The 23,203-nt window shown below is 57.4% G+C and carries 20 protein-coding genes and 1 riboswitch; of the genes, 5 read left to right on the plus strand and 15 right to left on the minus strand.

Annotated features, from left to right (window positions below):
* Both AB5Y92_RS03685 and purN read left to right on the plus strand, forming a co-directional pair.
* The coding region (locus AB5Y92_RS03685) for an AIR synthase-related protein (protein ID WP_368225597.1) at nt 1-325 on the plus strand (325 nt) is incomplete at its 5' end.
* Nucleotides 322-960 carry a phosphoribosylglycinamide formyltransferase gene (gene purN, locus AB5Y92_RS03690; RefSeq protein ID WP_199415875.1) on the plus strand — a complete coding sequence of 213 codons (639 nt, stop codon included), beginning with the start codon at nt 322-324 and terminating at the stop codon, nt 958-960. The genes AB5Y92_RS03685 and purN, both read left to right, overlap by 4 nt.
* Nucleotides 961-1,077: 117 nt before the next feature.
* On the opposite strand, the gene AB5Y92_RS03695 is transcribed toward purN, so the two are convergent.
* From AB5Y92_RS03695 to AB5Y92_RS03715, 5 genes are all read right to left on the minus strand, one after another.
* Entirely contained in the window at nt 1,078-1,839 is a 762-nt protein-coding gene (locus tag AB5Y92_RS03695; RefSeq protein ID WP_368225600.1) for a Nif3-like dinuclear metal center hexameric protein, read from the minus strand.
* Nucleotides 1,840-1,980: 141 nt separating this feature from the next.
* On the minus strand, nt 1,981-3,324 hold the full coding sequence (locus AB5Y92_RS03700) for a sigma-54-dependent transcriptional regulator (RefSeq protein WP_368225602.1): 1,344 nt from the start codon (nt 3,322-3,324) through the stop codon (nt 1,981-1,983).
* Complete coding sequence (locus tag AB5Y92_RS03705; protein WP_005334126.1) at nt 3,321-4,355, minus strand: PAS domain-containing sensor histidine kinase; 1,035 nt, start codon at nt 4,353-4,355, stop codon at nt 3,321-3,323. The genes AB5Y92_RS03700 and AB5Y92_RS03705 overlap by 4 nt, the downstream gene beginning before the upstream one ends.
* A 106-nt stretch (nt 4,356-4,461) precedes the next feature.
* Complete coding sequence (locus tag AB5Y92_RS03710) at nt 4,462-5,883, minus strand: sigma-54 dependent transcriptional regulator (protein ID WP_005350678.1); 1,422 nt, start codon at nt 5,881-5,883, stop codon at nt 4,462-4,464.
* Between the two features lie 268 nt (nt 5,884-6,151).
* On the minus strand, nt 6,152-7,030 hold the full coding sequence (locus AB5Y92_RS03715) for a DUF2726 domain-containing protein (RefSeq protein ID WP_164537142.1): 879 nt from the start codon (nt 7,028-7,030) through the stop codon (nt 6,152-6,154).
* A 196-nt stretch (nt 7,031-7,226) separates the two neighbouring features.
* On the opposite strand from AB5Y92_RS03715, the gene AB5Y92_RS03720 reads away from it, so the two are divergent.
* The 3 genes from AB5Y92_RS03720 to ppx all read left to right on the plus strand — a co-directional run bounded on the left by AB5Y92_RS03720 (nt 7,227) and on the right by ppx (nt 11,366).
* Entirely contained in the window at nt 7,227-7,742 is a 516-nt protein-coding gene (locus AB5Y92_RS03720; RefSeq protein WP_115521054.1) for a glycine cleavage system protein R, read from the plus strand.
* A 74-nt stretch (nt 7,743-7,816) separates the two neighbouring features.
* A complete protein-coding gene (gene ppk1, locus AB5Y92_RS03725; RefSeq protein ID WP_164537143.1) occupies nt 7,817-9,886 on the plus strand; it encodes a polyphosphate kinase 1 in 2,070 nt (689 codons plus the stop codon).
* Nucleotides 9,876-11,366, plus strand: coding sequence for an exopolyphosphatase (ppx, locus tag AB5Y92_RS03730; protein ID WP_368225605.1), 1,491 nt, complete (start codon nt 9,876-9,878; stop codon nt 11,364-11,366). Before ppk1 ends, ppx begins: the two co-directional genes overlap by 11 nt.
* 60 nt (nt 11,367-11,426) lie before the next feature.
* On the opposite strand, the gene mgtE is transcribed toward ppx, so the two are convergent.
* The 10 genes from mgtE to AB5Y92_RS03780 form a co-directional block, all read right to left on the minus strand.
* Nucleotides 11,427-12,770: a magnesium transporter gene (mgtE, locus tag AB5Y92_RS03735; RefSeq protein ID WP_058056049.1), complete on the minus strand. Its 1,344-nt coding sequence runs from the start codon at nt 12,768-12,770 to the stop codon at nt 11,427-11,429.
* A gap of 122 nt (nt 12,771-12,892) precedes the next feature.
* Nucleotides 12,893-13,062, minus strand: a riboswitch (M-box (ykoK) riboswitch).
* 183 nt (nt 13,063-13,245) lie between these two features.
* Entirely contained in the window at nt 13,246-14,451 is a 1,206-nt protein-coding gene (gene flgL / locus AB5Y92_RS03740) for a flagellar hook-associated protein FlgL (protein ID WP_164537145.1), read from the minus strand.
* 4 nt (nt 14,452-14,455) lie between these two features.
* Nucleotides 14,456-16,459 carry a flagellar hook-associated protein FlgK gene (gene flgK / locus AB5Y92_RS03745; protein WP_164537146.1) on the minus strand — a complete coding sequence of 668 codons (2,004 nt, stop codon included), beginning with the start codon at nt 16,457-16,459 and terminating at the stop codon, nt 14,456-14,458.
* Nucleotides 16,460-16,462: 3 nt separating this feature from the next.
* Complete coding sequence (flgJ, locus tag AB5Y92_RS03750; protein WP_201986457.1) at nt 16,463-17,536, minus strand: flagellar assembly peptidoglycan hydrolase FlgJ; 1,074 nt, start codon at nt 17,534-17,536, stop codon at nt 16,463-16,465.
* A 43-nt stretch (nt 17,537-17,579) separates the two neighbouring features.
* A complete protein-coding gene (locus tag AB5Y92_RS03755; protein ID WP_005350664.1) occupies nt 17,580-18,677 on the minus strand; it encodes a flagellar basal body P-ring protein FlgI in 1,098 nt (365 codons plus the stop codon).
* Between the two features lie 8 nt (nt 18,678-18,685).
* Nucleotides 18,686-19,357 carry a flagellar basal body L-ring protein FlgH gene (gene flgH, locus AB5Y92_RS03760; protein ID WP_005334152.1) on the minus strand — a complete coding sequence of 224 codons (672 nt, stop codon included), beginning with the start codon at nt 19,355-19,357 and terminating at the stop codon, nt 18,686-18,688.
* A 14-nt stretch (nt 19,358-19,371) separates the two neighbouring features.
* Entirely contained in the window at nt 19,372-20,160 is a 789-nt protein-coding gene (flgG, locus tag AB5Y92_RS03765) for a flagellar basal-body rod protein FlgG (protein WP_005334158.1), read from the minus strand.
* A gap of 15 nt (nt 20,161-20,175) precedes the next feature.
* The gene (gene flgF / locus AB5Y92_RS03770; protein WP_005334159.1) at nt 20,176-20,922 is read right to left on the minus strand and encodes a flagellar basal-body rod protein FlgF; all 747 of its coding nucleotides are present in this window, start codon (nt 20,920-20,922) and stop codon (nt 20,176-20,178) included.
* A 143-nt stretch (nt 20,923-21,065) separates the two neighbouring features.
* Nucleotides 21,066-22,451 carry a flagellar hook protein FlgE gene (gene flgE / locus AB5Y92_RS03775; RefSeq protein WP_164537148.1) on the minus strand — a complete coding sequence of 462 codons (1,386 nt, stop codon included), beginning with the start codon at nt 22,449-22,451 and terminating at the stop codon, nt 21,066-21,068.
* A gap of 10 nt (nt 22,452-22,461) precedes the next feature.
* Nucleotides 22,462-23,202, minus strand: a complete 741-nt coding sequence (locus AB5Y92_RS03780; RefSeq protein WP_164537149.1) for a flagellar hook assembly protein FlgD — start codon at nt 23,200-23,202, stop codon at nt 22,462-22,464.
* Between the last annotated feature and the right edge of the window lies 1 nt (nt 23,203).

The following is a 23,203-nucleotide window of genomic DNA, read 5'->3' on the forward strand; positions in this document are numbered from 1 at the left end:
GTGCGAGATCCACGCCCTCTCCCACATCACCGGCGGTGGCTTCTGGGAGAACATCCCCCGTGTCCTGCCCGCCAACACCCAAGCGGTGATCGATGAGCAGAGCTGGCAGTGGCCGGCGGTGTTCAGCTGGCTGCAGCAGGCTGGCAACGTCACCCGTCACGAGATGTATCGCACCTTCAACTGCGGCGTCGGCATGATCATCGCCCTGCCCGCCAACCAACTGGAGAAGGCGCTGACCCTGCTCAAGGCAGAAGGCGAGAACGCATGGCACATCGGTCATATCGCCAAGGCAGCAGACGGTGAGGAGCAGGTCGTCATTAAATGATGCGGATCCTCGTCCTAATCTCCGGCAGCGGCAGCAACCTGCAGGCGATCCTCGACCACTGCGCCAGCGGCAAGATTGCCGGTGAAGTGGTCGGCGTCATCAGCAACAAGGCCGATGCCTATGGTCTGGTTCGCGCCAAAGAAGCGGGGGTGGCGACCTCCATTCTGGCCCAGCAGCAGTTTGCCAGCCGGGAGGAGTATGACGCCGCCCTGCTGGCGCTGATGGCAGACTATCAGCCGGATCTGGTGGTGCTGGCCGGGTTTATGCGGATATTGAGCGGCGATCTGGTGCGCCATTTCGCCAGCAGGATGATCAATATCCACCCCTCCCTGCTGCCCAAGTATCAGGGCCTGCACACCCACCAGCGCGCCATAGATGCCGGTGACAGTGAACACGGCGCCAGCGTCCACTTCGTGACCGAAGAGCTGGACGGGGGCCCGGTGATCCTGCAGGCCCGCGTACCCATCTTTGAAGGGGACACTGCGGACGAGGTAGCAGCACGGGTGCAGGCGCAGGAGCACAGCATCTACCCGCTGGTGGTTCGCTGGTTCTGCGAAGGCAGGCTGCAGATGGTAGATGGCGCCGTGCACCTGGATGGCGCCCTGCTGGGCCCCGCTGGTTACGCCTGCGAGTAACCGCCAACAACTGCATGTCGGATACAACAAGGGAGGCTTAGGCCTCCCTTGTCATTTCTACCGACCACACGATGGCTTAGGTCAGGTCCGATGACGCCGCTACGCGGCCAAGCGACCCTAGACCGGATTGTCGATATCGATAAAGGTGACATCCAACCCATGCACGGTCGCCAGCCACTCCCCCAGCGCCTTGACGCCGTAACGCTCGGTGGCGTGATGGCCTGCGGCGTAGAAGTGCATCCCCATCTCGCGGGCGGTGTGAATGGTCTGCTCGGAGGCTTCGCCGGAGATAAAGGCATCGATGCCCTGCTCCGCCGCCAGATTGATGTAGCTCTGACCGCCGCCGGTGCACCAGGCCACGGAACGGATAAGCTCGGGGCCGGTATCGCCACAATAGAGTGGTTCGCGGCCAAGGCGCTCGGCAATCAGTTTGGCAAAGTCGGCGCCGCTCATCGGCTCTTCCAGCTTGCCCACCATGGCGACGCTCTTGCTGTTCCACGGCTCCAGACCGCGGCGTACCTTGATGTCGAGCAGCTTGGCGAGCTGGGCGTTGTTACCCACCTCGGGATGGACATCCAGCGGCAAATGGTAGGCAAACAGGTTGATATCGTGGGTCAGCAGGGTCTTGAGACGACGCTGCTTCATGCCGGTGATCTGGGCCGGTTCACCGCTCCAGAAGTAGCCGTGATGGACCAGAATGGCATCGGCCTCGGCAGCCACCGCCGCGTCGATGAGCGTCTGACTGGCGGTGACACCGGTCACCACCTTGCGAATGCGCTCGCGCCCCTCCACTTGCAAGCCGTTGGGGCAGTAATCCTTGATGGCGTGCGGTTCGAGCAGATGGTTCAGTACTGTTTCGAGTTTTCGATGAGAGATCATAGGGGTCCCTTATTAAGGCTCGGTCCTCTGCTTTACCAATAAAAACAGGGCCTAGGCTCAAAGCGCCAAGGGCCCCATGATAATCGAGCCGGGCCATCAAGACCATGACAGCCCCCACACAGTGCGGTTTCCCTCCCGGCCTCAGGCTGGCAGATCGATCCCCGCCTCCCGCATCTGGGCCAGCTTGTAGCGCAGGGTGCGCGGGCTGATGCCGAGTCGGTCGGCCACCGCCTTGCGGCTGCCGTTACAATCTTGCAGGGTGTCGAGGATGATCTGGTGCTCCTGCTGCTTGAGTTCGCTGCCGAGGCGATCGCCGCCATAGCTGCGCTCCACGCTGACAAACTCCATCTCCTGCTCGTCCAGCTCTTCCAGAATAAGGTGGTCACAATTAATGACCCCGTCGGGGCTGAGGATCAGGGCACGCTGTACCACGTTGTCCAGCTCCCGCACATTGCCGGGCCAGGGGTGGGCCAGCAGTCGATCCCGCGAGGCGTCCGTCAACTGTGGTGTCGGCAACCCCTGCTGACTGGCATGAAGCGCCAGCAGATGTTCCGCCAGCGGCAGAATATCCCCGGGCCGCTCGCAGAGGGCAGACCAGCGCAGCGGAAAAACGTTGAGGCGATAGTAGAGATCTTCGCGGAACTGACCATCCTGCACCGCTTTTTTCAAATCCCGGTTGCTGGTGGCGATGACCCGCACATCCAGCGGGATCATCTTGCGACTGCCGAGCCGCTCCACCTCTTTCTCCTGCAGTACCCGCAGCAATTTGGCTTGCAGCCCCTGATCCATCTCGGTGATCTCGTCGAGCAGCAGGGTGCCTCCCTGCGCTTGTTCGAACTTGCCCGGGCACCCCTGTACCGCACCGGTGAAGGCGCCCTTCTCGTAGCCAAACAGGGTAGCCTCCAGCATGTTTTCCGGAATGGCGGCGCAGTTGATGGCGACGAAGGGCTGCTCGGCGCGGCTGGAGTTGTCATGAATGTAACGGGCCAGCACCTCTTTCCCCGTCCCGCTCGGGCCGGTCACCATCACGGTCGCTTCGCTTCTGGCCACCCGGGTCGCCAGCTGGAACAGCTCGGCAGTTTTAGGATCCCCGTAGACCACGGCGCGCTTCTCTACCTTCTGGGCGGGCACATAGCGGCTGACCTGATTAAGCAGCACCTCCGGCGAGAACGGCTTGGCCAGATAGTCGATGGCCCCTTCCCGCATGGCGCGCACCGCACCATCGATGTTGGCGTAGGCGGTCATCAGCAGCACAGGTATCTGCGGATATTGCTGGCGGATGGTAGCCAACAGGGTGAGACCGTCCATTCCCCCCATCTGGATATCGGAGATCACCATGTCAAACGGCTGACGGGAGAGGGCCAGCAAAGCCCGCTCGCCGCTGTCCGCTTCACGGCACTCATAACCGCCGAGCAAAAGGGTATCCACCAGCGCTTCGCGCAGGCCATTGTCATCTTCAACTACCAGGATCCTGGCCTGTGTCATGCTACACCTCCAAGCTGCACCGGTTGCTGGTGCAGGGGGAACGACAGAGTAAAGCAGGTGCCTTCACCGGGAACCGAGGCCACACCGACCTCCCCCTGATGGGCACGCACTACAGATTGCACCACCGCCAGTCCGAGACCAGTGCCTTGGGAGCGAGTGGTAAAGAAGGGTTCGAATACCTGACCGAGCTGATGGGAAGGGATCCCCTTGCCATTATCGATGACCCGCATCTCCACCCGGGCACCGCTGCGCACCGCGCTGACCAAGAGTGACGTGGCCCCCGCCTGCTGGGCATTGGCAATCAGATTGTTGATGGCTCCCGCCAACGCGCTGCTGTTGGCCAGCAGACAGAGATCGGGCTCCGGCGCCTCCATGTGCAGCTCGCAGCCCTGTTGCTGGCAGAAGGCCTCGGCACCGGCCTGCACTTCGGCCAGCAGCCCTTGTACCGAGATGGGGGTGACCACCTGATTGTCACCGTTGCGGGCAAACAGCAGGATGTCGTTGATCTGCTTCTCCAGATCCTGCAAACGGGCCATCAGCTTTTGCTGAAACTGAGTGCGAGATTCCGGCTTGAGGGTGCGGTTGGCCAGATTGGCGGCATAGAGCATGGCAGCGGAGAGCGGCGTGCGGATCTGGTGGGCGAGCGAGGCCGCCATATTGCCCAGCGCCGACAGCCGCTTCATGTGGTTGATGCGGTCTTGCAGTTTACGGGTTTCGGTCAGGTCATTGATAAAGACCAGCTGGCCGGGCTGATCCGGCAGCGGTTGGGTCGAGAGCTGCACCCGGCGCCCGTCGCGCAAGGAGATCTCGTGGCCATCATCCTCGCGCGGTTCGAAGCAGCGGGCAATGATGTGACGCCAGAGCTCCCCTTCCAGCGGCTCCCCCAGCAGGGAGATGGCCGCCGGATTCGCGCGGGTGACCACCCCTGCCCCGTCAAGCAGCAACACCCCGGTGGGGAGCGCCTTGAAGATGGCATAGAGCTGGCTCACTTCGTGGGACTGGAGTGGCATGTCCTGCTGCTGGATTGTCATAAACCTGACCTCAAACTGGCTATTGGGTCAGGTTATTCAATTTCCATGCCACTAAAATATATGAATTAAAACAATGAATTGCGCATTAGCGTCAAGGCTTTGACCCTCAGACGTCCTTGCTCATCCCGTACTTTTTCATCTTCTCAACCAGAGTGGTACGGCGCATGCCGAGCAGATCGGCAGCGCGGGCCACCACCCCGTCCTGAGACTCCAGCGCCTGACGGATCAGCTCCACTTCAAGGTCGGCCAGCATCTCTTTGAGGTTGACTCCCTCTTCCGGCAACTGCATGGTGCGGGCCGAGGCGAGGGAGTGATCCAGCTCGGGCGGATCCTGAAACACCGCCGCCAGCGCATCCCGTTCATCCATCTCGGTCAGCCGCTCATCCCGCGGCTCGCTCGGCAGCAGGCGATAACGGCTCGGCAGATCGGCCACATCGACGATCTGGTGCGGGTAGAGGATCAGCAGTCGCTCCAGCAGGTTAGAGAGCTCGCGCACGTTGCCGGGCCAGGGGTACTGCATCAACGACTCCAGCGCCCGCTGAGTCAGCCGAATAAAACCGTGGTGCTGCTCGGCATGGCGGTTGAGCAGCTCCTGCAGCAGCAGCGGGATGTCATCGATGCGATCCCGCAGCGGCGGCGTCTCTATGGGGAAAACGTTGAGGCGGTAGTAGAGATCTTCACGAAAACCCTGAGTGCGGATCATCGCCTCCAGATCCCGGTGGGTCGCCGCTATGATGCGCACATCGGCCTGAATGGGCTTTCCGCCACCGACCCGGTCGAACAACCGCTCCTGCAATACCCGCAGCAGTTTGACCTGCATCGGCATCGGCATGTCGCCGATCTCGTCGAGGAACAGGGTGCCCCCCTGCGCCAGCTCGAAGCGACCGCGACGGGCTGCGATGGCGCCGGTAAACGCCCCCTTCTCATGGCCAAACAGTTCGCTCTCCAGCAATTCGGCCGGAATAGCGCCGCAGTTGATGGGCACGAAGGGGCCACTGCTGCGGGAAGAGAGTTCGTGGATGGCGCGAGCCACCACCTCTTTACCGGTCCCCGACTCGCCGAGGATCAGCACGTTGGCATCGGTCTCGGCCACCTGGCTGATGAGGCGGCGTACCTCCTGGATCCCCTTCCCTTTACCCACCAGCAAGCGCAGCAGGGCCTGACCCTTGTCATGGGTCTGCTGACGAGGATGCAAGGAGACGAACGCCTGACAGAAGTGCAGATGACGGGTGAGGGATTCATAGGTAAAGGGCGAGAGCGCGACCCCGATAAAGTTGCTGTTGGGCAGATCGGCCTCAACCAGCGAGAGGAAGGGAGTACGGGGGAAGGCGGCCAACAGCTCTGACAAGGGACGGTCGGTCAGCTCACCCACCAGCACCCCTTGCAGCGGACCGGAGGATTCGATGGCAACATCCAGATCGCTTTGTGCCACCTCCTGCCACGGGATCCCCATAAACGAGAGCACGGTTCCCAACTGTTGGCGCCGCTGCGCATCGGCATCAACAATCAACACGCCCATCTCCACCATATCCATTCCTCGCGATGTCCTGAACTAACTTATTGTTTTATTTAATGATAAAACAGCTACCAACTGTCTTTTTGCAGGCACACAAAGTGCCAAAATTCCGACACATTGTCAAAAGTTGTCGTATTCAGGCTAAGTGTATCGACAGAAACGGGAGATTAGATAAATTTTGCCGAGGAATTTTCTGCATTGGCGCCGTTAACAAACGCAGCCAAAAGCGGAAAGAAAACTGCCCTCGTCAGAGGGCAGCATGGGACACAGTGAAGCGCTCTCAGTGGCGATTATGGTGGTGCGGCGCCGCGTAACGACACTCGGGAAAACGGCTGCAAGCCAGAAAGAGCCGACCGGCGTGGGGGCCTTTTTTCGCCTCCCGCTCCACCAGCGGCGCATCGCAACGGGGGCAGTGGTGTACCTCGTGCTCTTCATCATCTTCCACATCGGCGAACAGGCTATCGACCAACTCCCCCTCACTCTGTGGCGCCTCCACCATCCCCTTGGCCTGGATGGCGGGTTCGTGGAGCGACGCAGGCGAAATGGCCTCGGCATGGGGAGTGCGGCCACGCATCCCGGCACCGACATCCACGCCGTCCAGCAACAGAGGGTTGAAAGTCGGCTCGCGGCGCGCCCCGTGCGGCAAATCGTCGATCAATGGTTCGCTGGTTTTGACCAGCAGCGGCAGGATCTGTTCGCGCAGCTCTTCCACCAGATAGCTGGCACTTGCCGGGATCTGCAGCAACGGCAGACCGGCGCTGTCGCAGGCGGTTTTCAGAAAGAGATCCCGCGCCTTGCGCTTCTGGTGACGATGGGAGCTGTCATCGAGTTCGATGGCGCAGATAAAGGAGAGATCCTCGGGGTGGCAAAGCAGATAGTCGAAATGCTTGGCGCTGATCTTGTTGAAGTACTGCTGCCATTTGCTTTTGCCGATCCCGGCCTGCGGCGTCAGCACATCGGCCACCCGCACCTTGGCAAAGACCCGGGCCTTGTCACCCACCGCCAGATCCAGCACCCCGAGGAAGGAGCGCTCGGCGGGACTGAACAGGGTCTCCTGCACATCATAGGGCAGGCGCTTTTGCTGTCTGCCTCTGCTCCAGAAGATCGCCAGCACAAGCAGCGCCAGCAACAACAATCCCGATAGGACAAGGGTATTCATGAGAGCACGATCCAGTTCACAACACGAAAGGGGGATCACTTTACCACAGCCGCCATGGGGCAAGGCAGCAGACCCGTGTATAGAAAGTGAAAAGTCCCGTCTTTTTATCTATTTGTCAGCAGGCGGGGGTTCATATGACCAGCCCCAGCAGGCACAATAGGGATAGAGCAAGAAATCCCATTTCAAGGAGAGCAGGATGCAAAAGCAATTGGTGGTCACCGTGATCGGTGCAGACAAACCCGGGATCGTCGAAAATCTGGCAGCTGTCATCAGCCGCGAGCAGGGCAACTGGCTGGGCAGCGCCATGAGCGAACTGGCGGGCCAGTTTGCCGGTATCCTCCATGTTTCTGTCCCCGATGAGCACTATCGCAGCCTGTGCGAAGCACTGGCCCTGCTACCGGGTCTGACCATCAGCTTTGCCGAAGGGACACCTACCGCCGAGCCAGCCCATCAAGTCATGATGACAGTGACCGGCAACGACCGCCCCGGTATCGTCCATGAAGTAGCCAGCATCCTGCGCCAGCTCGAGATCAACGTGGCCGATCTCACCACCGGCTGTGAACCGGCTCCCCACTCCGGCGCCCCGCTCTTCTATGCCCATGCGCTGGTTGCCCTGCCCGACGGGCTCGCGATGGATACGCTTATCACCGCGCTGGAATCCCTCTCCGACGATCTGGTGGTCGACATCGACGAAGCGTTCAGCGAGCAGTAACAATACTGTCATTTATTTGTCATATATTAACGCCATAACTGCCGCGCAGACGCGACCTGAAACAGAGGCACAAGATGAGCACCGACAAGCAGTATGAAGAGAAAGAGCTGAGCTGGCTCTCATTCAATGAACGGGTGTTGCAAGAGGCAATGGACAAGACGGTGCCCCTCATCGAGCGGGTTCGTTTTCTGGGGATCTTCTCCTCCAACCAGGATGAGTTCTTCAAGGTACGGGTATCGGACGTCAAGCGTCGCATCCTCATCAATGAAGTACATGGTGGCGACGATGAAGCGAAAGTGCTGCTGCGCGCCATCCAGCAAAAAGTGATGGCGCTCGGTGAAGCGTTCGACAACACCTACAAGGAGCTGCTGATTGCGCTGGCCCGCCACAACATCTTCCTGGTCAACGAGAACCAGCTCTCCGATGCCATTCAGAAGTGGCTGCGGGTCTTCTTCAAGGAGAAGGTGCTGCGTCACATCATCCCGATCCTGCTCAACAAGGAGGTCAATCCGGTCAAATTCCTCAAGGATGAGTACACCTATCTGGCCATCGAGATGAAGAAGAACGGTCAGGTGATCCAGTACGCCCTGGTGGAAGTGCCGACCGACGACCTGCCCCGCTTCTTCCAGCTGCCGCCGGAAGGGACCCGCCGCAAGAAGCAGATCATCATTCTGGATAACGTCATCCGCTTCTGCCTCGACGAGATCTTCAAGGGCTTCTTCGACTACGACGAGATTGCCGCCTATGCGGTGAAGCTGACCCGGGATGCCGAATACGATCTCTCCGACCAGCTGGACTTGAGCCTGGTGGACAAGATGAGTGACGGCTTGAAGCAGCGCCTCACCGCCATGCCGGTGCGCTTCGTCTACGAGCGGGAGATGCCCGCTGCCATGATAAGCTTCCTCAAGCTCAAGCTGCAGATCAGCTCCTACGATGCCATCATGCCGGGCGGACGCTATCACAACTTCAAGGATTTCATCGGCTTTCCCAACGTGGGCCGTGACTATCTGGAAAACCCCAAGCTGCCGGCCCTGGATTGCCGCGATTTTGACGGCTTCGTCAACGCCTTCGATGCGATTACCAAGCAGGATATCCTGCTCTACTACCCGTATCACAAGTTCCACCACTTCACCGAGTTGGTACGCCAGGCGGCGTTCGATCCGGCGGTGAGCGCCATTCGCATCAATATCTACCGGGTCGCCAAGAAGTCGCGGATCATCCACTCCCTCATCGATGCCGCCAACAACGGCAAAAAGGTGACCGTGGTGGTCGAGTTGCGCGCCCGTTTCGACGAAGCGGCCAACATCGACTGGGCCAATATTCTCACCGATGCCGGGGTCAAGGTGGTGTTCGGGGTGCCGAGCCTCAAGATCCACTCCAAGCTCTGCCTCATCACCCGCCACGAAAATGGCGAGGCGGTGCGCTACGCCCATATCGGTACCGGCAACTTCAACGAGAAGACCGCCAAGATCTACACCGACTTCTCGCTGCTCACCCGCAATCCGGATATCACCGCCGAAGTGGAAGGGGTATTTGAATACATCGAGTACCCCTATAAGCGTTACAAATTCAACCACCTGCTGGTCTCCCCCATCAACAGCCGCCGTCAGCTCTATCGCCTCATCGACAACGAGCTCTCCATCGCCAAGGCGGGCCAGCCGAGCGGTATCATCCTCAAGATCAACAATCTGGTGGACAAGGATCTCATCAACCGGCTCTATGCCGCCGGGCAGGCCGGGGTGCCGATCAAGATGATCATCCGTGGCATGTGCGCCCTGCGCCCGGGCGTACCGGGCCTCAGTGACAACATCAAGGTGATCAGCATCATCGACCGCTTCCTCGAGCACCCGCGGGTGATGGTGTTCCACAACAAGGGCAACCCCCAGCTCTATATCTCAAGCGCCGACTGGATGAGCCGCAATATCGACGGCCGTATTGAGGTGGGCACCCCCATTTATGATGAGCGCCTCAAGCAGCGCATCATGGACATTCTCGAACTACAACTGAGTGATACCTGCAAGGCGCGGGTCATTGATGCCGACCAGCAGAACGAATATGTGAAGCGGGGCAACCGCCGCAAGATCCGCTCTCAGGTGGCGATTTACGACTATCTCAAACGTATCGAGTCAAACAATGGACAATAGTCTCTATGCCGCCGTAGATCTCGGCTCCAACAGTTTTCATATGGTGATCGCCCATCTGAGCGAAGGGCGTTTTCGCATCGTCGATCGCATCAAGGAGCGGGTGCGGCTGGCGGAAGGGATGGATGAGCAGAAGCGGATGAGCCCGGAGGCGATGGAACGCGGCCTCGCCTGTCTGTCGCTGTTTGCCGAGCGCCTCACCAATATCAAACCGGATCAGATCCGCATCGCCGGCACCTATACCCTGCGCCGTGCCAGCAACGCGCGCGAGTTCGTCAGCGAAGCGGCCAAGGTGCTCAACCACCCCATCGAAATCATCAGCGGGCAGGAAGAAGCACGGCTCATCTATCAGGGGGTCGCCCATACCCAGCATATCGAAGGTCAGGTACTGGTGATCGATATCGGCGGCGGCAGCACCGAGCTCATCATTGGTGAAGGGTTTGAACACAAGGCCCTCACCAGCCGCAAGATGGGCTGTGTCAGCTTTACCCAGAGCTTCTTTGCCAGCGGCAAGCTGAGCGACAAGCACTTCACCAATGCAGTGCTGGAGGCGCAGCACCAGCTCGCTCCCATCGTCAACCAGTACCGCAAGCTGGGCTGGCAGAGCTGTCTTGGCAGCTCAGGGTCAATCCGCACGGTTCGGGATGTGTTGCAGGGCGAAGGGCTGACCGATGGCAGTATTACGCTGGAGGGGCTGGAGCGGCTCAAGGCGCTGATGATCGAACACAAGCGGGTCGAGAACCTCAAGCTGGTCGGGCTTACCGAGGAGCGTCAGGAGGTGTTTGCCGCTGCGGTCGCCATCCTGCTTGGCCTGTTTACCTCATTGCCCATCGAGCGGCTCGACTACTCCGATGGTGCTCTGCGCGAAGGATTGCTGTATGAGTTCGAAGAGCGCTTGCAGCACCACGATATTCGCGAGCGTACCGCACAGGCGCTCGGTACCCACTACCGGATGGACAAAAAACAGGCAGCCCGGGTGGAGCAGAGCGTGCTGACGCTGTTTGATGCCCTGCAAGAGCCCTGGCAGATGGAGATAGAGCCCTATCGCGCCATCCTAGGCTGGGCGGCGCGGCTGCACGAGATTGGCCTTGCCATCAACTACAGCGGCATTCACCGCCACTCCGCCTATATCCTGCAACACACCGACCTGCCCGGCTTCAACCAGGACGATCAGGCCCTGCTGGCGGCGCTGGTACGCTTTCAGCGCAAGGGGCTCAAGCTCTCCGAGCTGCCGCCCCTGCCCAACCACGACATGCAGACGGTGCTGCGCTGCATCCGCATCCTGCGCCTCGCGGTCGCCGCTCATCACAAGCGCCAGGACGACCTGCTGCCTGAGTGGAAAGTCGCGGTACAAGGGGATCAGCTGGTCGTGACCCTGCCGATCGACTGGTGCGAAGAGAACCGTCTCCTGATGCAGAATCTGGAGAAGGAGCACCGCTACTGTCAGGAGCAGGGCTGGCCACTGCTGTTCCAGCTCGGCTAAACCGGAAAGATAAATAAAAAAGGCAGCCCACAGGCTGCCTTTTGCATATCAATCTACCCGTTACTGCAACTCGGGCAACAACCACTTGGCCATCTCGAAGTAGATGATAAGGCCGGTGCCATCCACCAGTGTCGCGATGAATGGCGCAGAGACCACCGCCGGATCGATGCGGAAACGGCGCAGCACCATGGGAATAATGGACGCGACAGTGGCACTCCAGAGCACGATAGCGATGATGGTAAAGGTCACCACCATGCCAATCTGGGGACCGACGCCAAGACTCCATGCCCGCACCCAGGCCGCCATGGCAATGGCCCCCGAGATGAGCAGACCGGTGGAGAGCTCCTTTTTCAGCACTGTGCCGAGATTGCGCAAGCTCACCTCCCCGACCGCCATGGCACGTACTATGGTGGTGGTGATCTGGGTGCCGCTGTTACCGCCAGTACCGATCAGGAGCGGAATAAAGAAGGCCAGCGCAATCGCCGCTTCCAGCTGCTCCTCGAATGCCCGCAACACGGTGCCGGTGTAAGCTTCCGCCACAAACAGGATAAGCAGCCAGCCCACCCGTTTGCGCCACAGCTGCCAGGGGGTCGCCTGCAGATAGGGAGTATCGAGTGGCGAGGAGCCACCCTGCATCTCGGCATCCTCGGTGGATTCGAGCTCCAGAATATCCGCCGCATCATCGACGTGGAAAATACCGACCAGTCGCCCCTGATCCTCGACCGGCAATACCGACAGGTCGCGGTCGATGAGTAGGCGCGCTGCCAGCTCCTGATCCGCACGGGCATTGATCCGCACCGTCTCCCGATCCATCAGGGTCGCGACACTGGCCAGCGGGTCGGCGATCAGCAAGGTCTTGAGGGAGAGGCTTCCTTGCAGACGACCATCCCCGTTGACCACATAGATATGGCGAAACAGCTGGGCATTATCCCAGGCATCGTGGATCAGCTGTTTAGCGTGACCGACCGTGTCCTCCTCCCGCACCGCCAGATATTCGTGGCGCATGTTGGCCCCCACCGACTCGGTGGGCCAATCCAGCAGGGAGTAATACATGGCCTGCGCCTGGGTCGGGAAGCGAGCCAGCAACATGGTGCGATCCTGACGACTCAGTTTGCGCAGGATGGCGACCATCTCGCGGCGGGGAATGGCCTCCTGCAACACGCTGACGATGCTGCCATGGAGCCGCTGCAACAGGCGCCCGGCACTCTCGGCCGAGAGTGAGCCGAGCAGTTCGGCACCTTGTGGAATTGGCAGGGTATCAAAGATGCAGTTGAGCTCTTCCGGACGCAGGGTCAGCAGTTGATCGGCGCGCTGAACCGGATCCAGATTATGTTCCAGCCAACCCTGCAGGGCGGCCAGATCGAGCAGTTGGTGACGGTTAAGAATGGTATGTGTTTTCTTCATCACAGATATCCTCATGTGATTTCAGGCGAGCCTGAATGCCTCCGGAAATAGCCGGATGCAACGACAAGAAAACAGCAATTTGATTGACGAGTAATAGGCAGGAAATGACGCCGTTCGGCGTGTCATCATCCCCACGTACCAGCTTTAGCACTGTATAACGTATCCGGCATGCCGGAAGCCACTTGGGTTTACACCTTAATCCGATGAAAACTGTCCTGATCTTGGGCGTCTCTGGACGTCGTGAGATCAGTGGCCTGTGTTTATACAGGAGCCTCGCCTAACGAGATGCTGCAAATAATTCGCACAACCCTCTGTTGTGCGGGCGGCATGATTATCCAATCCCGCAGGGAGGTCAACCCCGCAGCTCCCATTAAATGGGCAACGGCAACAGCTTGTTACAATTGGCAGGAGATGACACGGAACCAATTTTCATAGTCTGGACAAAAGAAAAGGCCCAAAAGGGGCCCTTCTCTAATTAGCGAATATAGTCAAATAGCGTCAGACGGCTTATTTTGCTGAAAGAGAGTTGCGAAGCACTCAATGCCGCATCCTCTTTTGACAGAGCGGAAATCACTTCATAGAGATCCGCTTCCGACACCTTGGCTCTCGCCTCGGCGTTGAGGGTACTCAATCCCTCATTGGAGCCCATAGCCTGTTCCAGACTGTTCATCCGGCCGCCCAACTCACCCAACCCATGGTCAATATTCAGGCGGGCATTTTTCATATGAACGGTGGCATCGGCTATTTTCTGCTCGAAGGTCTCGGCAGAAATAGCCGGATCTCGCAGAGCCGTAATAAAATCCGACATACCATTCAATATGTTGTCATTCTTAGGTGGATTAAGATCAAACTGCTCTGTATTGCCCACTGGCGAGCTGACAGTCAATTCCAACCCATTGAAAGGGATCTTGGTGCCAGCAGTGTAGTTACCCGTTTGCAGGGTAGTACCACCGGCATCCTTGATATCATAGGTATCAGGCGGACCTATGGTGGTTGAGACGGTATAAGTGTTGCTGGGCAGTGCCGAGTTATAATTGGACTTATAGAAATTATCAAAGTTACCCTGATCGCCTATCCCGACCTTGATATTTGCGGTGGTTGCACTGGCGGTTCTTCTGGTCGCCACGATTTCAAAAAGATCCTGCCCGGAATCATTGGCAGCGATTTGTACTGTGGGTGAGACCTGAATATTTCGCTGACCTGGATCACCCTGATAAATATATTTTCCGTTGACGTCTTTTATATATGGCTGGGTCTTGCTCTGATTGCCACCAAATATAAATTCACCCGATGAGTTTTTGCTATTCATCAGGTCGAACATCTGCTGCTGCAACCCTTCAAGCTCGCTGGCGATGGCCTTGCGATCATCGTCACTGATAGAGCCGTTATTTGACTTCTGGATCAGGGTCTGGGCACTGAGCATCGCCGTATTAAGAGAATCCAATACCGTCTCTTCATGCCCCAGGCTGTTTTCCAGCAAGCTGCCATTGACACTGTACTGCTTGAACAGGTCAATCTCCTTGGTCAGTGCCATCTTCTGACTCATCCCTGCAGGATCTTCTCCAGCTGTCTGAAATTTATTGCCGGTTTGCAGTTGTTGATAGGCAGTATTCAACCGCTCGTTGGCGCTGTTGAGGGAATAGATATTCCGGTCGTAGATCATGTTGGTGGTGATGCGCATGACGTTACCTCACGGAAGAGAGCAGTGTATCGAAAATGGTTTTGGCCGTGCTGACGATTTGCGCCGATGCCGCATAGGATTGCTGGAAGCGGATCAGATTGGCCGCCTCCTCCTCCAGATTGACCCCTGACACGCTTTCAAAGATGCCGGTACTCTGGATAAGCTTGGACTCATTGGCTTTGAGCAGCGTTTTTGCCTGACTGGTATTGTTACCCACTTCCATCACCAACCCGGAATAGGCCTGATTGAAGGTCATCTTGTCGTTGGTCGTCCCACCATTGGTGCTCTTGCGCACCAGATCCTTGTTTTGCAGTTCGGCCAGAACCAGGCCATTGCTGTTATCGGCAAAGCCATTGCTATTGTAACTGAGCTTGAAACTGTCTTTGGGATCCACCGTTCCGGTGATGCTGAACTCGTAGCCGGGGGCCTGTTTCGGGTTGGCATAGACTGCAGCTCCGGCGGGGAAAGGGTTAACGATAGCCGACATCAGGTTTTGCCCCTTGCTGCTCGCGGGGGCCGTGCCAATCAAGGTAGTGCCATCGGCTTGAAACACCTGATAGTTACCACTGCCATCGATTTTGACCACCTGAGGCGCTGTCGGGCTCAGACTATTGGTACCAAAACCTGACCCCGCACCTGTATTGAATACGCCACCCAGTTTGATATCCGCCCCGCCGCCATTATTGGTGGTCTTTTCCGCTTTAAGCGGAGAGGCCAGGGCCAAATCTTCCGGTCGAGTGATCAGCTGACCCAGACCGGCGGCCGCACTTTTGGTGGGTTGCAGCAACAGTTTGTCACCCGCAGCAGGCGTGCCGGTGAGATCGATCGAGATCCCGTGCCCAGTCAGCTCAAAGGTTGTTGGTGGGGTAGCCCCCGCTGTGATCAAGGTACGATTGCCAGACTTGTCGAGCGAGAACACCTCATAACCGGTAGCACTGCTAAATTGCACTTCGTAATCAAACGGAGTCACTGATGTCCCCTTGCCCGGCACGAAGCTGACATTAGCCTCAACAGTTCCTGTATTGTCGTCGTAGGGTAATCCCTTGCTGGTTGGCAGGGTGAAGATATCACCGCCAATTTCATTATCCAGATCCATCCCGAGGCGGTTCTGCTGGTTCATTGCATCGGCCATCGCCACGGCCAGCTGCCCCAGTTCGCGCTTGGTAGGTTCAAGGTCGTTACGTGCTTTGAAGAGGCCTCCCACGGCGCCACCAAAGGTCTCGTTGTCAATAAGCGCTTCATTATCACCCAAAGTTAATTGCAGCTCTAAATCTCTCGAATCAGGATCACTGGGCATCACTTTAAACTGAGCTACGCCGCCGTTTAGTACCAACGAATGGCCAGTGCTCATATTGACCAGCATGCTGCCGTTGGGTTGAGCTACGGTGCGAATATCCATCTTCTCCGACAGCTGGCGAATCGCCTCATCCCGTTGATCAAACAGCATCAGGTTCTCTTCGGGTGACCCCTGGGTGCGTATGATGGCCTGATTAAGATCATTGATGCTGGTGAGCAGGCTGTTGACCTGCTTGGTTTCATCTTCAATGCGGGTGTTGAGGGTATCGCTCTGCTTGTCGAGCTGCGCAGAGAGGGTATGAAAACGGTTGACCATGCCACTCAACTCCGTCATCACCACCTTGCGCCCACCGATCTCGGCAGGCGATTCATTGGCAGAGTGAAATGACTTGAAGTAGGAGGTGATGGCCGCCCCCACGCTGTTGCTGGTATCCCCAAGCAAGCTGTCAACGCCAGCCAGCTGTTCATAATGGGTCAGGGAGGCATGATAGGCAGAGGTATCACGGCGCACCTCCCCCTGCATATAGTCGTTGATTACCCGCTGGGTCTTGATGTCACCGGTCCCCAGACCGATGGTATTGGTATACACCAGCGTACGCTCACGCACATAGCCCTGGCTATTGACGTTCACTATGTTGTTACTGGTGGTCTGCAGCAGGCGTTGCTGTGCCAGCACGCCCGATGAACCAATCCCAAGCAGGTCGCTTGCCATACGTTACAGCTCCATCTCGTTGTATTGGGCAATGGCGTCACTGCGCAATACCTGTTTCAATTTTCTGGCGTAGTGCGGGTCGGTGGCATAGCCCGCCTGTTGCAGCGCCTCGAAGTAGCGATCAGGACTATCCACCTTCGCCAGGGCTCCCTTGTAGCGAGAGCCGGAAGTGAGGAAGTCCACATAGTCGTTGAAGCTCTCTTCAAACGACTCATAGGAGCGAAATGCCGCTTTCTGGCGGGAGGCTACGCCTTGCTCATACTCGAGCGTGCTGACCACCGCCTTTGGCCCTTCCCAGCGCGGATCGGCCTTGATGCCAAACAGGTTATGGGTCACCTGCCCCTCGCCATCCTTGATCACCCGCTTGCCCCAACCGCTCTCCAGTGCCGCCTGAGCGACCAGTACCGCCGGGCTTAACCCCAGCTTGTCGGCCGCTTTCTTGGCCAGCGGCATCAGGCGATTAACGAACTCTTCGGGCGTATCGAACTCTTTGCCCCCACTACCGGTGGCACTGCCCTCTTCGCTGGCCATGCGTCCCATGGGCGGAATGCTGCGGTGCGGTCGACGGGGCATAGTGAGTGTGTGACTCTCCTTTGCCCCTTCGGCCATCTCTTTTTCAGCAAAATCTTTGCCAACTTTTGATGCCGCGATCAAATCATCGGCAGCCGCCGTGGGTGGCTGATAGGGTTTGTAGGTCCGTTCGGTGCGCTGCGGCATCTTGAGCACTCGCCCATCCTGATGGGTAAAGGTCTCGGGAGAGAGCTGTTTGGCCACCATGTCAGCCAATCCCAGCCCCCCCTTGCTGGACATGTCGGCAACCCGCTGCTCATCCAGCATCCCTTCATAGAACTGGGTATAGCTGCTATTCATCGGGTTGTCCTGAGTCAACACTCCGTTGGCCTGACGCATGCTCTGAAACAGCATCTGGGTAAAGATTGACTCGAACTGGCGTGACGCACTCTTGAGCGCTTCGGCCTGCCCCTCTTTGCTTTGGCTCATCTGGCGCAGACGATCCAGGTTCTTGATGTCCTGTACCATCCCGAGATTCATGCCGCTGTTGCTGTCAAACTCCGCCATTTTGCTTACCTCATTGCCACCCGTGGCAACCACTTGCCGCTTGTTACAATATGACCAGTTGCCCCTCGATGGCGCCTGCCTGCTGCAGCGCCTCAAGGATGGCCATCAAATCACCGGGGGCGACCCCGACCTGATTGACCGCCCGGACCAGATCGTCCAGGGTCGCACCGGTATCAAACTTGAACATCCGCCCCGGCTCCTGCTGGACATTGATGGTCGAGTTGTTGGTCACCGTCGTCTCTCCTCCCGCCAACGGGTTGGGCTGGGAGACCTGCTGGTTTTCGGCGATGGTCACTGTCAACCCGCCGTGGCTGATGGCCGCTGGTTTGAGCTTGACCTGACTGCCGATCACTATGGTGCCGGTGCGGGAGTTGACGATGATCTTGGCCGCCTCGTTGGCCGGATCCACCTCCAGATTCTCGATGGTGGCGAGATAGGAGACACGCTGACCCGGATCCCGCGGGGCATAGACCTTGACCGAGGTGGCATCGAGCGCCTGAGCGGTATTGGGCCCTACCAGATCGTTGACCACATCGGCCAGACGGCGCGCCGTAGTAAAGTCGGGGCGGTTAAGGTTGAAGGTGATTGTGTCCCCCTGACTGAAGGAGTTGGGCACCTCCCGCTCCACGGTCGCACCGTTGGCAATCCGCCCGACGGTCGGGGTATTGATCACTACCTTGGAACCATCAGCCCCCTCGGCCCCCAGACCACCGACCACCAGACTGCCCTGGGCGACCGCATAAACCCGCCCATCGAGCCCTTTCAGGAAGCTTTGCAGCAGAGTGCCGCCCCGCAGGCTCTTGGCCTCGCCGATGGCAGAGACCGTCACGTCGATAGTCTGGCCCGGCTTGGAGAAGGGGGGCAGGTCGGCATGGATCGCCACCGGCGCCACATCCTTGATCTTGGGCTTGATGTTATCCGGCACCTTGATGCCAAAGTTGTTGAGCATGGTGCGGAAGGTCTGCTCGGTGAAGGCGTTGTTCTTCTCGCCAGTGCCGGGCAATCCCACCACCAGACCGTAACCAATCAGCTGGTTGTTACGCACCCCTTCAACCGAGCTGATGTCCTTGATCCGGGCCGCATTGGCCACACCCAAGGGCAGCAGACAGCAGAGCAGAGTGACAAGACGGAGTGACTTCATAACATCTCCTAGAGCGGCCACCAGGGACCATTGAAAAAGCTGGTAAGCCACCCTTGCTCCTGGCTATTGGCCAGATCGCCGGTACCACCGTAGTAAATGCGGGCATTGGCCACTTTCTGGGACGAAACGCTGTTATCAGACGTCACGTCCTCCGGGCGAATAAGGCCGGTGATCCGGATATATTCATTGCCATTGTTGAGCATGATCCACTTCTCGCCGCGCACCACCAGATTGCCGTTGGGCAGCACCTTGGCCACGCTGACCGAAATATTGCCCTGCAGGCTGTTGCTCTGGTCCGCTTTGGCCTGCCCCTTGAACGCGCTGTTCTGACCAATGGAAGCCGAAAGATCATATGGACTGGCGGTGACTGGCACGCCACCCAGCTTGACCGGATCCAGATTGAATTTATTGTCCTTGCCACTCTGGGTATTGGCCTTTTTCGAGGCGGAGGTCGACTCCGACAACTCGATGGTAATGATGTCGCCTACCTTGTGTGCCTTGATATCCGAATAGATGCCATTGACCTGATCCGGCTGGAAAATCGCCCCTGTCGGTCGCACCGACACCGGCTCCGACTCCCCGTAGACGGGGGAAAACTCAGGATCATCAGGCTTGGGCGTATTGGGAGTGCTGCTACACCCTCCCAGCACCAACAATCCCAGCATCCATACGGCTTTCATCATGCACCTCCTAATTAGGTACGCTGGATCAGGAAGGACATCATGCCGTCCACGGCGGAGAGCACCTTGGAGTTCATCTCGTAGACCCGCTGAGCCTGAATGAGGTTCACCAGCTCTTCGGTCACGTTGACGTTGGAAGTCTCCAGCATCCCCTGCTTGATCACCCCCAAGCCATCAGCACCGGCAGTCCCCTGCGCAGCAGCGCCGCTGGATTGGGTCTCGACAAACATGTTCTCCCCCATCGGCTGCAAGCCGCTGGCGTTGACGAAGTCGGAGATGTTGATCTGACCGACAACCTGAGAAGCGCCATCCCCCTTGAGCTGCACCGAGACCTGACCATCTTCACCCACCGTAACGCTCTGGGCGTTTTCCGGGATCTGGATTTCCGGTTGCAGCGGGTAACCATTACCCGGGGTCACTATGGTCCCTTCATCGTTGAGGGTGAACTGACCGTTGCGGGTATAGGCTGCACTGCCATCCGGCAGCTGAATTTCAAAGTAGCCACGACCACTGATCATCAAATCGAGCGAGTTGTCAGTGGTTTGTACGTTACCCTGACTGTGGTTTTTCTGGGTCGCCACCACCTTGGCCCCCGCCCCCAGCATCAAGCCGGAGGGGAGCTCGGTATCGGCAGAGGAGCGGCCACCGGGCTGATTGATGTTTTGATACAGCAGATCTTCAAAGATGGCCCGTGACTTTTTGAAGCCCACGGTGCTGGCGTTCGCCAGGTTGTTCGAGGTAACCGAAATATTGGTCTGCTGTGCATCCAACCCGGTCTTGCTGATCCAGAGTGCAGGATTCATAGTGTAACTCCTTGATTAGCTGATTCGCAGCAGTTGGGTTTGAGCTTCATCATTCTCTTCGGCCGTCTTCATAATTTTGACCTGGGTTTCGAACTGGCGTTGCAGCCGGATCAGGTTGGTCATCTCATCCACCACATTGACGTTGCTCCCCTCAAGGGAGCCGGCAATCAGGCCGACATTGGCAGAGGCGGGTTCATTCTGACCATCCTTGCGGCGAAACAGACCATCTTGCCCCTTCTCCACCGCATCGGCGGCCGGGTTGACCAGCTTGATCCGCTGAAAATCTTCCGGCAAGTTGGCGGCAGCCCCCTCAGGACGACCGCTGATGGTGCCATCCCGATTGATCTCGAGTTTCTCCATCGGCATCGGCAGCACGATGGGCTGACCGCCATCATCCACCACATTCAAGCCCGTCGAGGTCTGCAAGTTGCCGGTCGCATTGACCTGCAAATTCCCCATGCGGGTATAGGCCTCCCCCCCCTTAGGATCCTGCACGGCAATCCAGCCCGGACCATCCACCGCCACATCCAGATCCCGTCCGGTGGTCATCAGCATGCCATGCTGCAGGTTCTGACCCGGGCGCTCAGCCATGGCAAACACCCGGCTTGGCAAGCCCTCTCCGAACGCCTGCATGCTTCTGGCCTGCTCGAAATCGGACTTGAAGCCGGTGGTATTGGCATTGGCGAGGTTGTTGCCCCGAACAGCCAGGCTGTTCATGGTCTCTTTGGCCCCGGACATGGCGATATAAAGCAGGTGATCCATGGAATTCTCCGTCAAACAGATGACTCTGACAGGAGAAATGCAATTAGAGTGCCAACAGCAGAAATATGGGGGATAAGGAGGATGGGAATGCGACAGAAACAGAGAGGGGGCCAAGCCCCCTCTCATTATCATGTATTGCGCGATTAACGGATCTGCAGGATGGTCTGCTGCAGCGAACTGTTGACCTCCAGAGAACGGGAGTTGGCCTGGAAGTTACGCTGGGCCGTGATCAGGTCAACAAGCTCGGAGGTCAAATCCACGTTGGACTGCTCCAGCGCCGATGATTTGATGGTCCCGAAAGTGCCCGAGTTTGCCATACCCGGTAACGCGTCTCCGGAAAGCAACGATTGTCTCCAGGAAGTATCTCCGACCTGAGTTAGTCCTTGCGCATTAGCAAACTTGGCCATTGCCACCATGGCAACTTTGACAGTAGTCGCATTGCTATAAGTTGCAGACACAACACCGTCAGGGGTAATTTCAACTTTGGTCAAACGACCGACTGTCGATCCGTCTTGCGTCAACTTATAGGCCTCGAAAGGAGAAGCGTAAGAGGTAAGATTACCTAAAGAAATTTCAATGACTTGGGTAGGGTCTGCACCATTATTGATTATCCCTGCGCCAGCTCCTAATGCTTCGGTCTTGATAACCGCCGGTGCAGTCGGTGAAATCATTTTTCCATCAGCATCAAATGTGATTCTCGCACCAGCAGGAGCCTGATCCAAACCAGGTGCCATCGTCGGAGTAACCGCACCAACACCATCGATATCAATAGGCTTATCTCCCTGGTAAAGATACATGCGCCATGCTGTAGGATTTGCTGGGTTAGCAAGATTGGCAGGATCTGCTTCTTTAACAAAATATTGGGTAATGGTATGTGGCTCACCAAGCGAATCGTAAACCGTAATTGACGTGGACGCAGAATAGGTATTTGAGTCTTTTCGATTAAATGTAGATGCATCAGGCGGGTTAGGAACAGGAACCGTTGGTGCCGTAGCACCGGCCGGAAGCGGCTTTGTATTAGCTGGCAAGTTGTAACTTGCCTCGATCTTGGTCGTTTTCACAGGCTCACCCGCCTTATCAGGGATCTGGATCGGCTTGGTAGAGTTAATACTGACCGCCTTCGGGGTGCCATCGGCGTTAATTTCATAACCTTGCAGATAATGACCCTGATTATTAACCATATAGCTGTTTTCATTGAGCTTGAAGGCACCCGCACGGGTATAGGTGCGATCCAGGTTGGTCAGGCCATCGGAGGTCACAAAGAATCCATTCCCCTGAATCGCCAGATCCAGTGCGTTATTGGTGAATTGCAGCGCCCCCTGATGGAACTGTTGGGCAACCGCACCGGTTGCCACACCGTTACCGACCTGGGTCTTGGCATTGACAAAGATGGAGTTGGCGTAGACATCCGCAAACTCGGCACGGGACTCTTTAAAGCCCATGGTGTTAACGTTGGCAATGTTGTTGGCGGTGACGTTCAAGTCTTTTTGTGCCGCGTTGACACCGCTCAAGGCATTGTTAAATGACATATCCAGCTCCTTAGATCGATGCTGTCGACGTGGTTTTTGACGGTGTAACCGTCGGATTTGAATTGGTTCCTGAAATTTGCAGAATATTGTTCAAATATTCGCTACCCAGCCCTCTCAAATTGAGGCGAGTCGGGTTGGTGGCATTGCCCAAGGCAACACTATCCACTTTGGCATAAGCAAATGTGGCAATACTTTCCGACTTGCCATCGAGAGTGCCGCTGGCTTTGATGACATACTTGCCTGCGGCAACTCGGTTACCGGCCTTGTCTTTACCATCCCAAGCAATTTCCACATTACCTTTTTGGTCGCCTTCGAGGGGAAACTCCTTGATAACCTGTCCCTTTTCATCCTCAACGGTAATTTTGACGCCCGAATATTTATTCGTTGTGCCTACAGCAACGACCGCAGATAACGAACCATCCTTGTCTAAAAATCCTGTATTGCCCTGTAGCAATACATTTTGACCCACCAGAGAAGACGCTTGGAGAGCCTGGCTGGATATCATCTGGTCATTAAGCTTGCCCATCTGGGTAGAGAGACTGCTGATCCCCTCCGAAGTTGACATGGACGCCATTTGGGAAAGCATCTGGGCATTGTCGACAGGCTTGAAGGGGTCTTGATACGACAATTGCATTGTTAGCAGCTTCATAAATGAAGCCTGATCCAGCTCTTTCTTCGGCGTTGTAGTGGTGCCTGTCGTCTGGGTCGTGGTACGGCTGATGCCGTTCACATTATTGGTTGTATCGACCATG

Source organism: Aeromonas sp. R1-1, assembly GCF_040908495.1.
Classification (GTDB): domain Bacteria; phylum Pseudomonadota; class Gammaproteobacteria; order Enterobacterales; family Aeromonadaceae; genus Aeromonas; species Aeromonas veronii.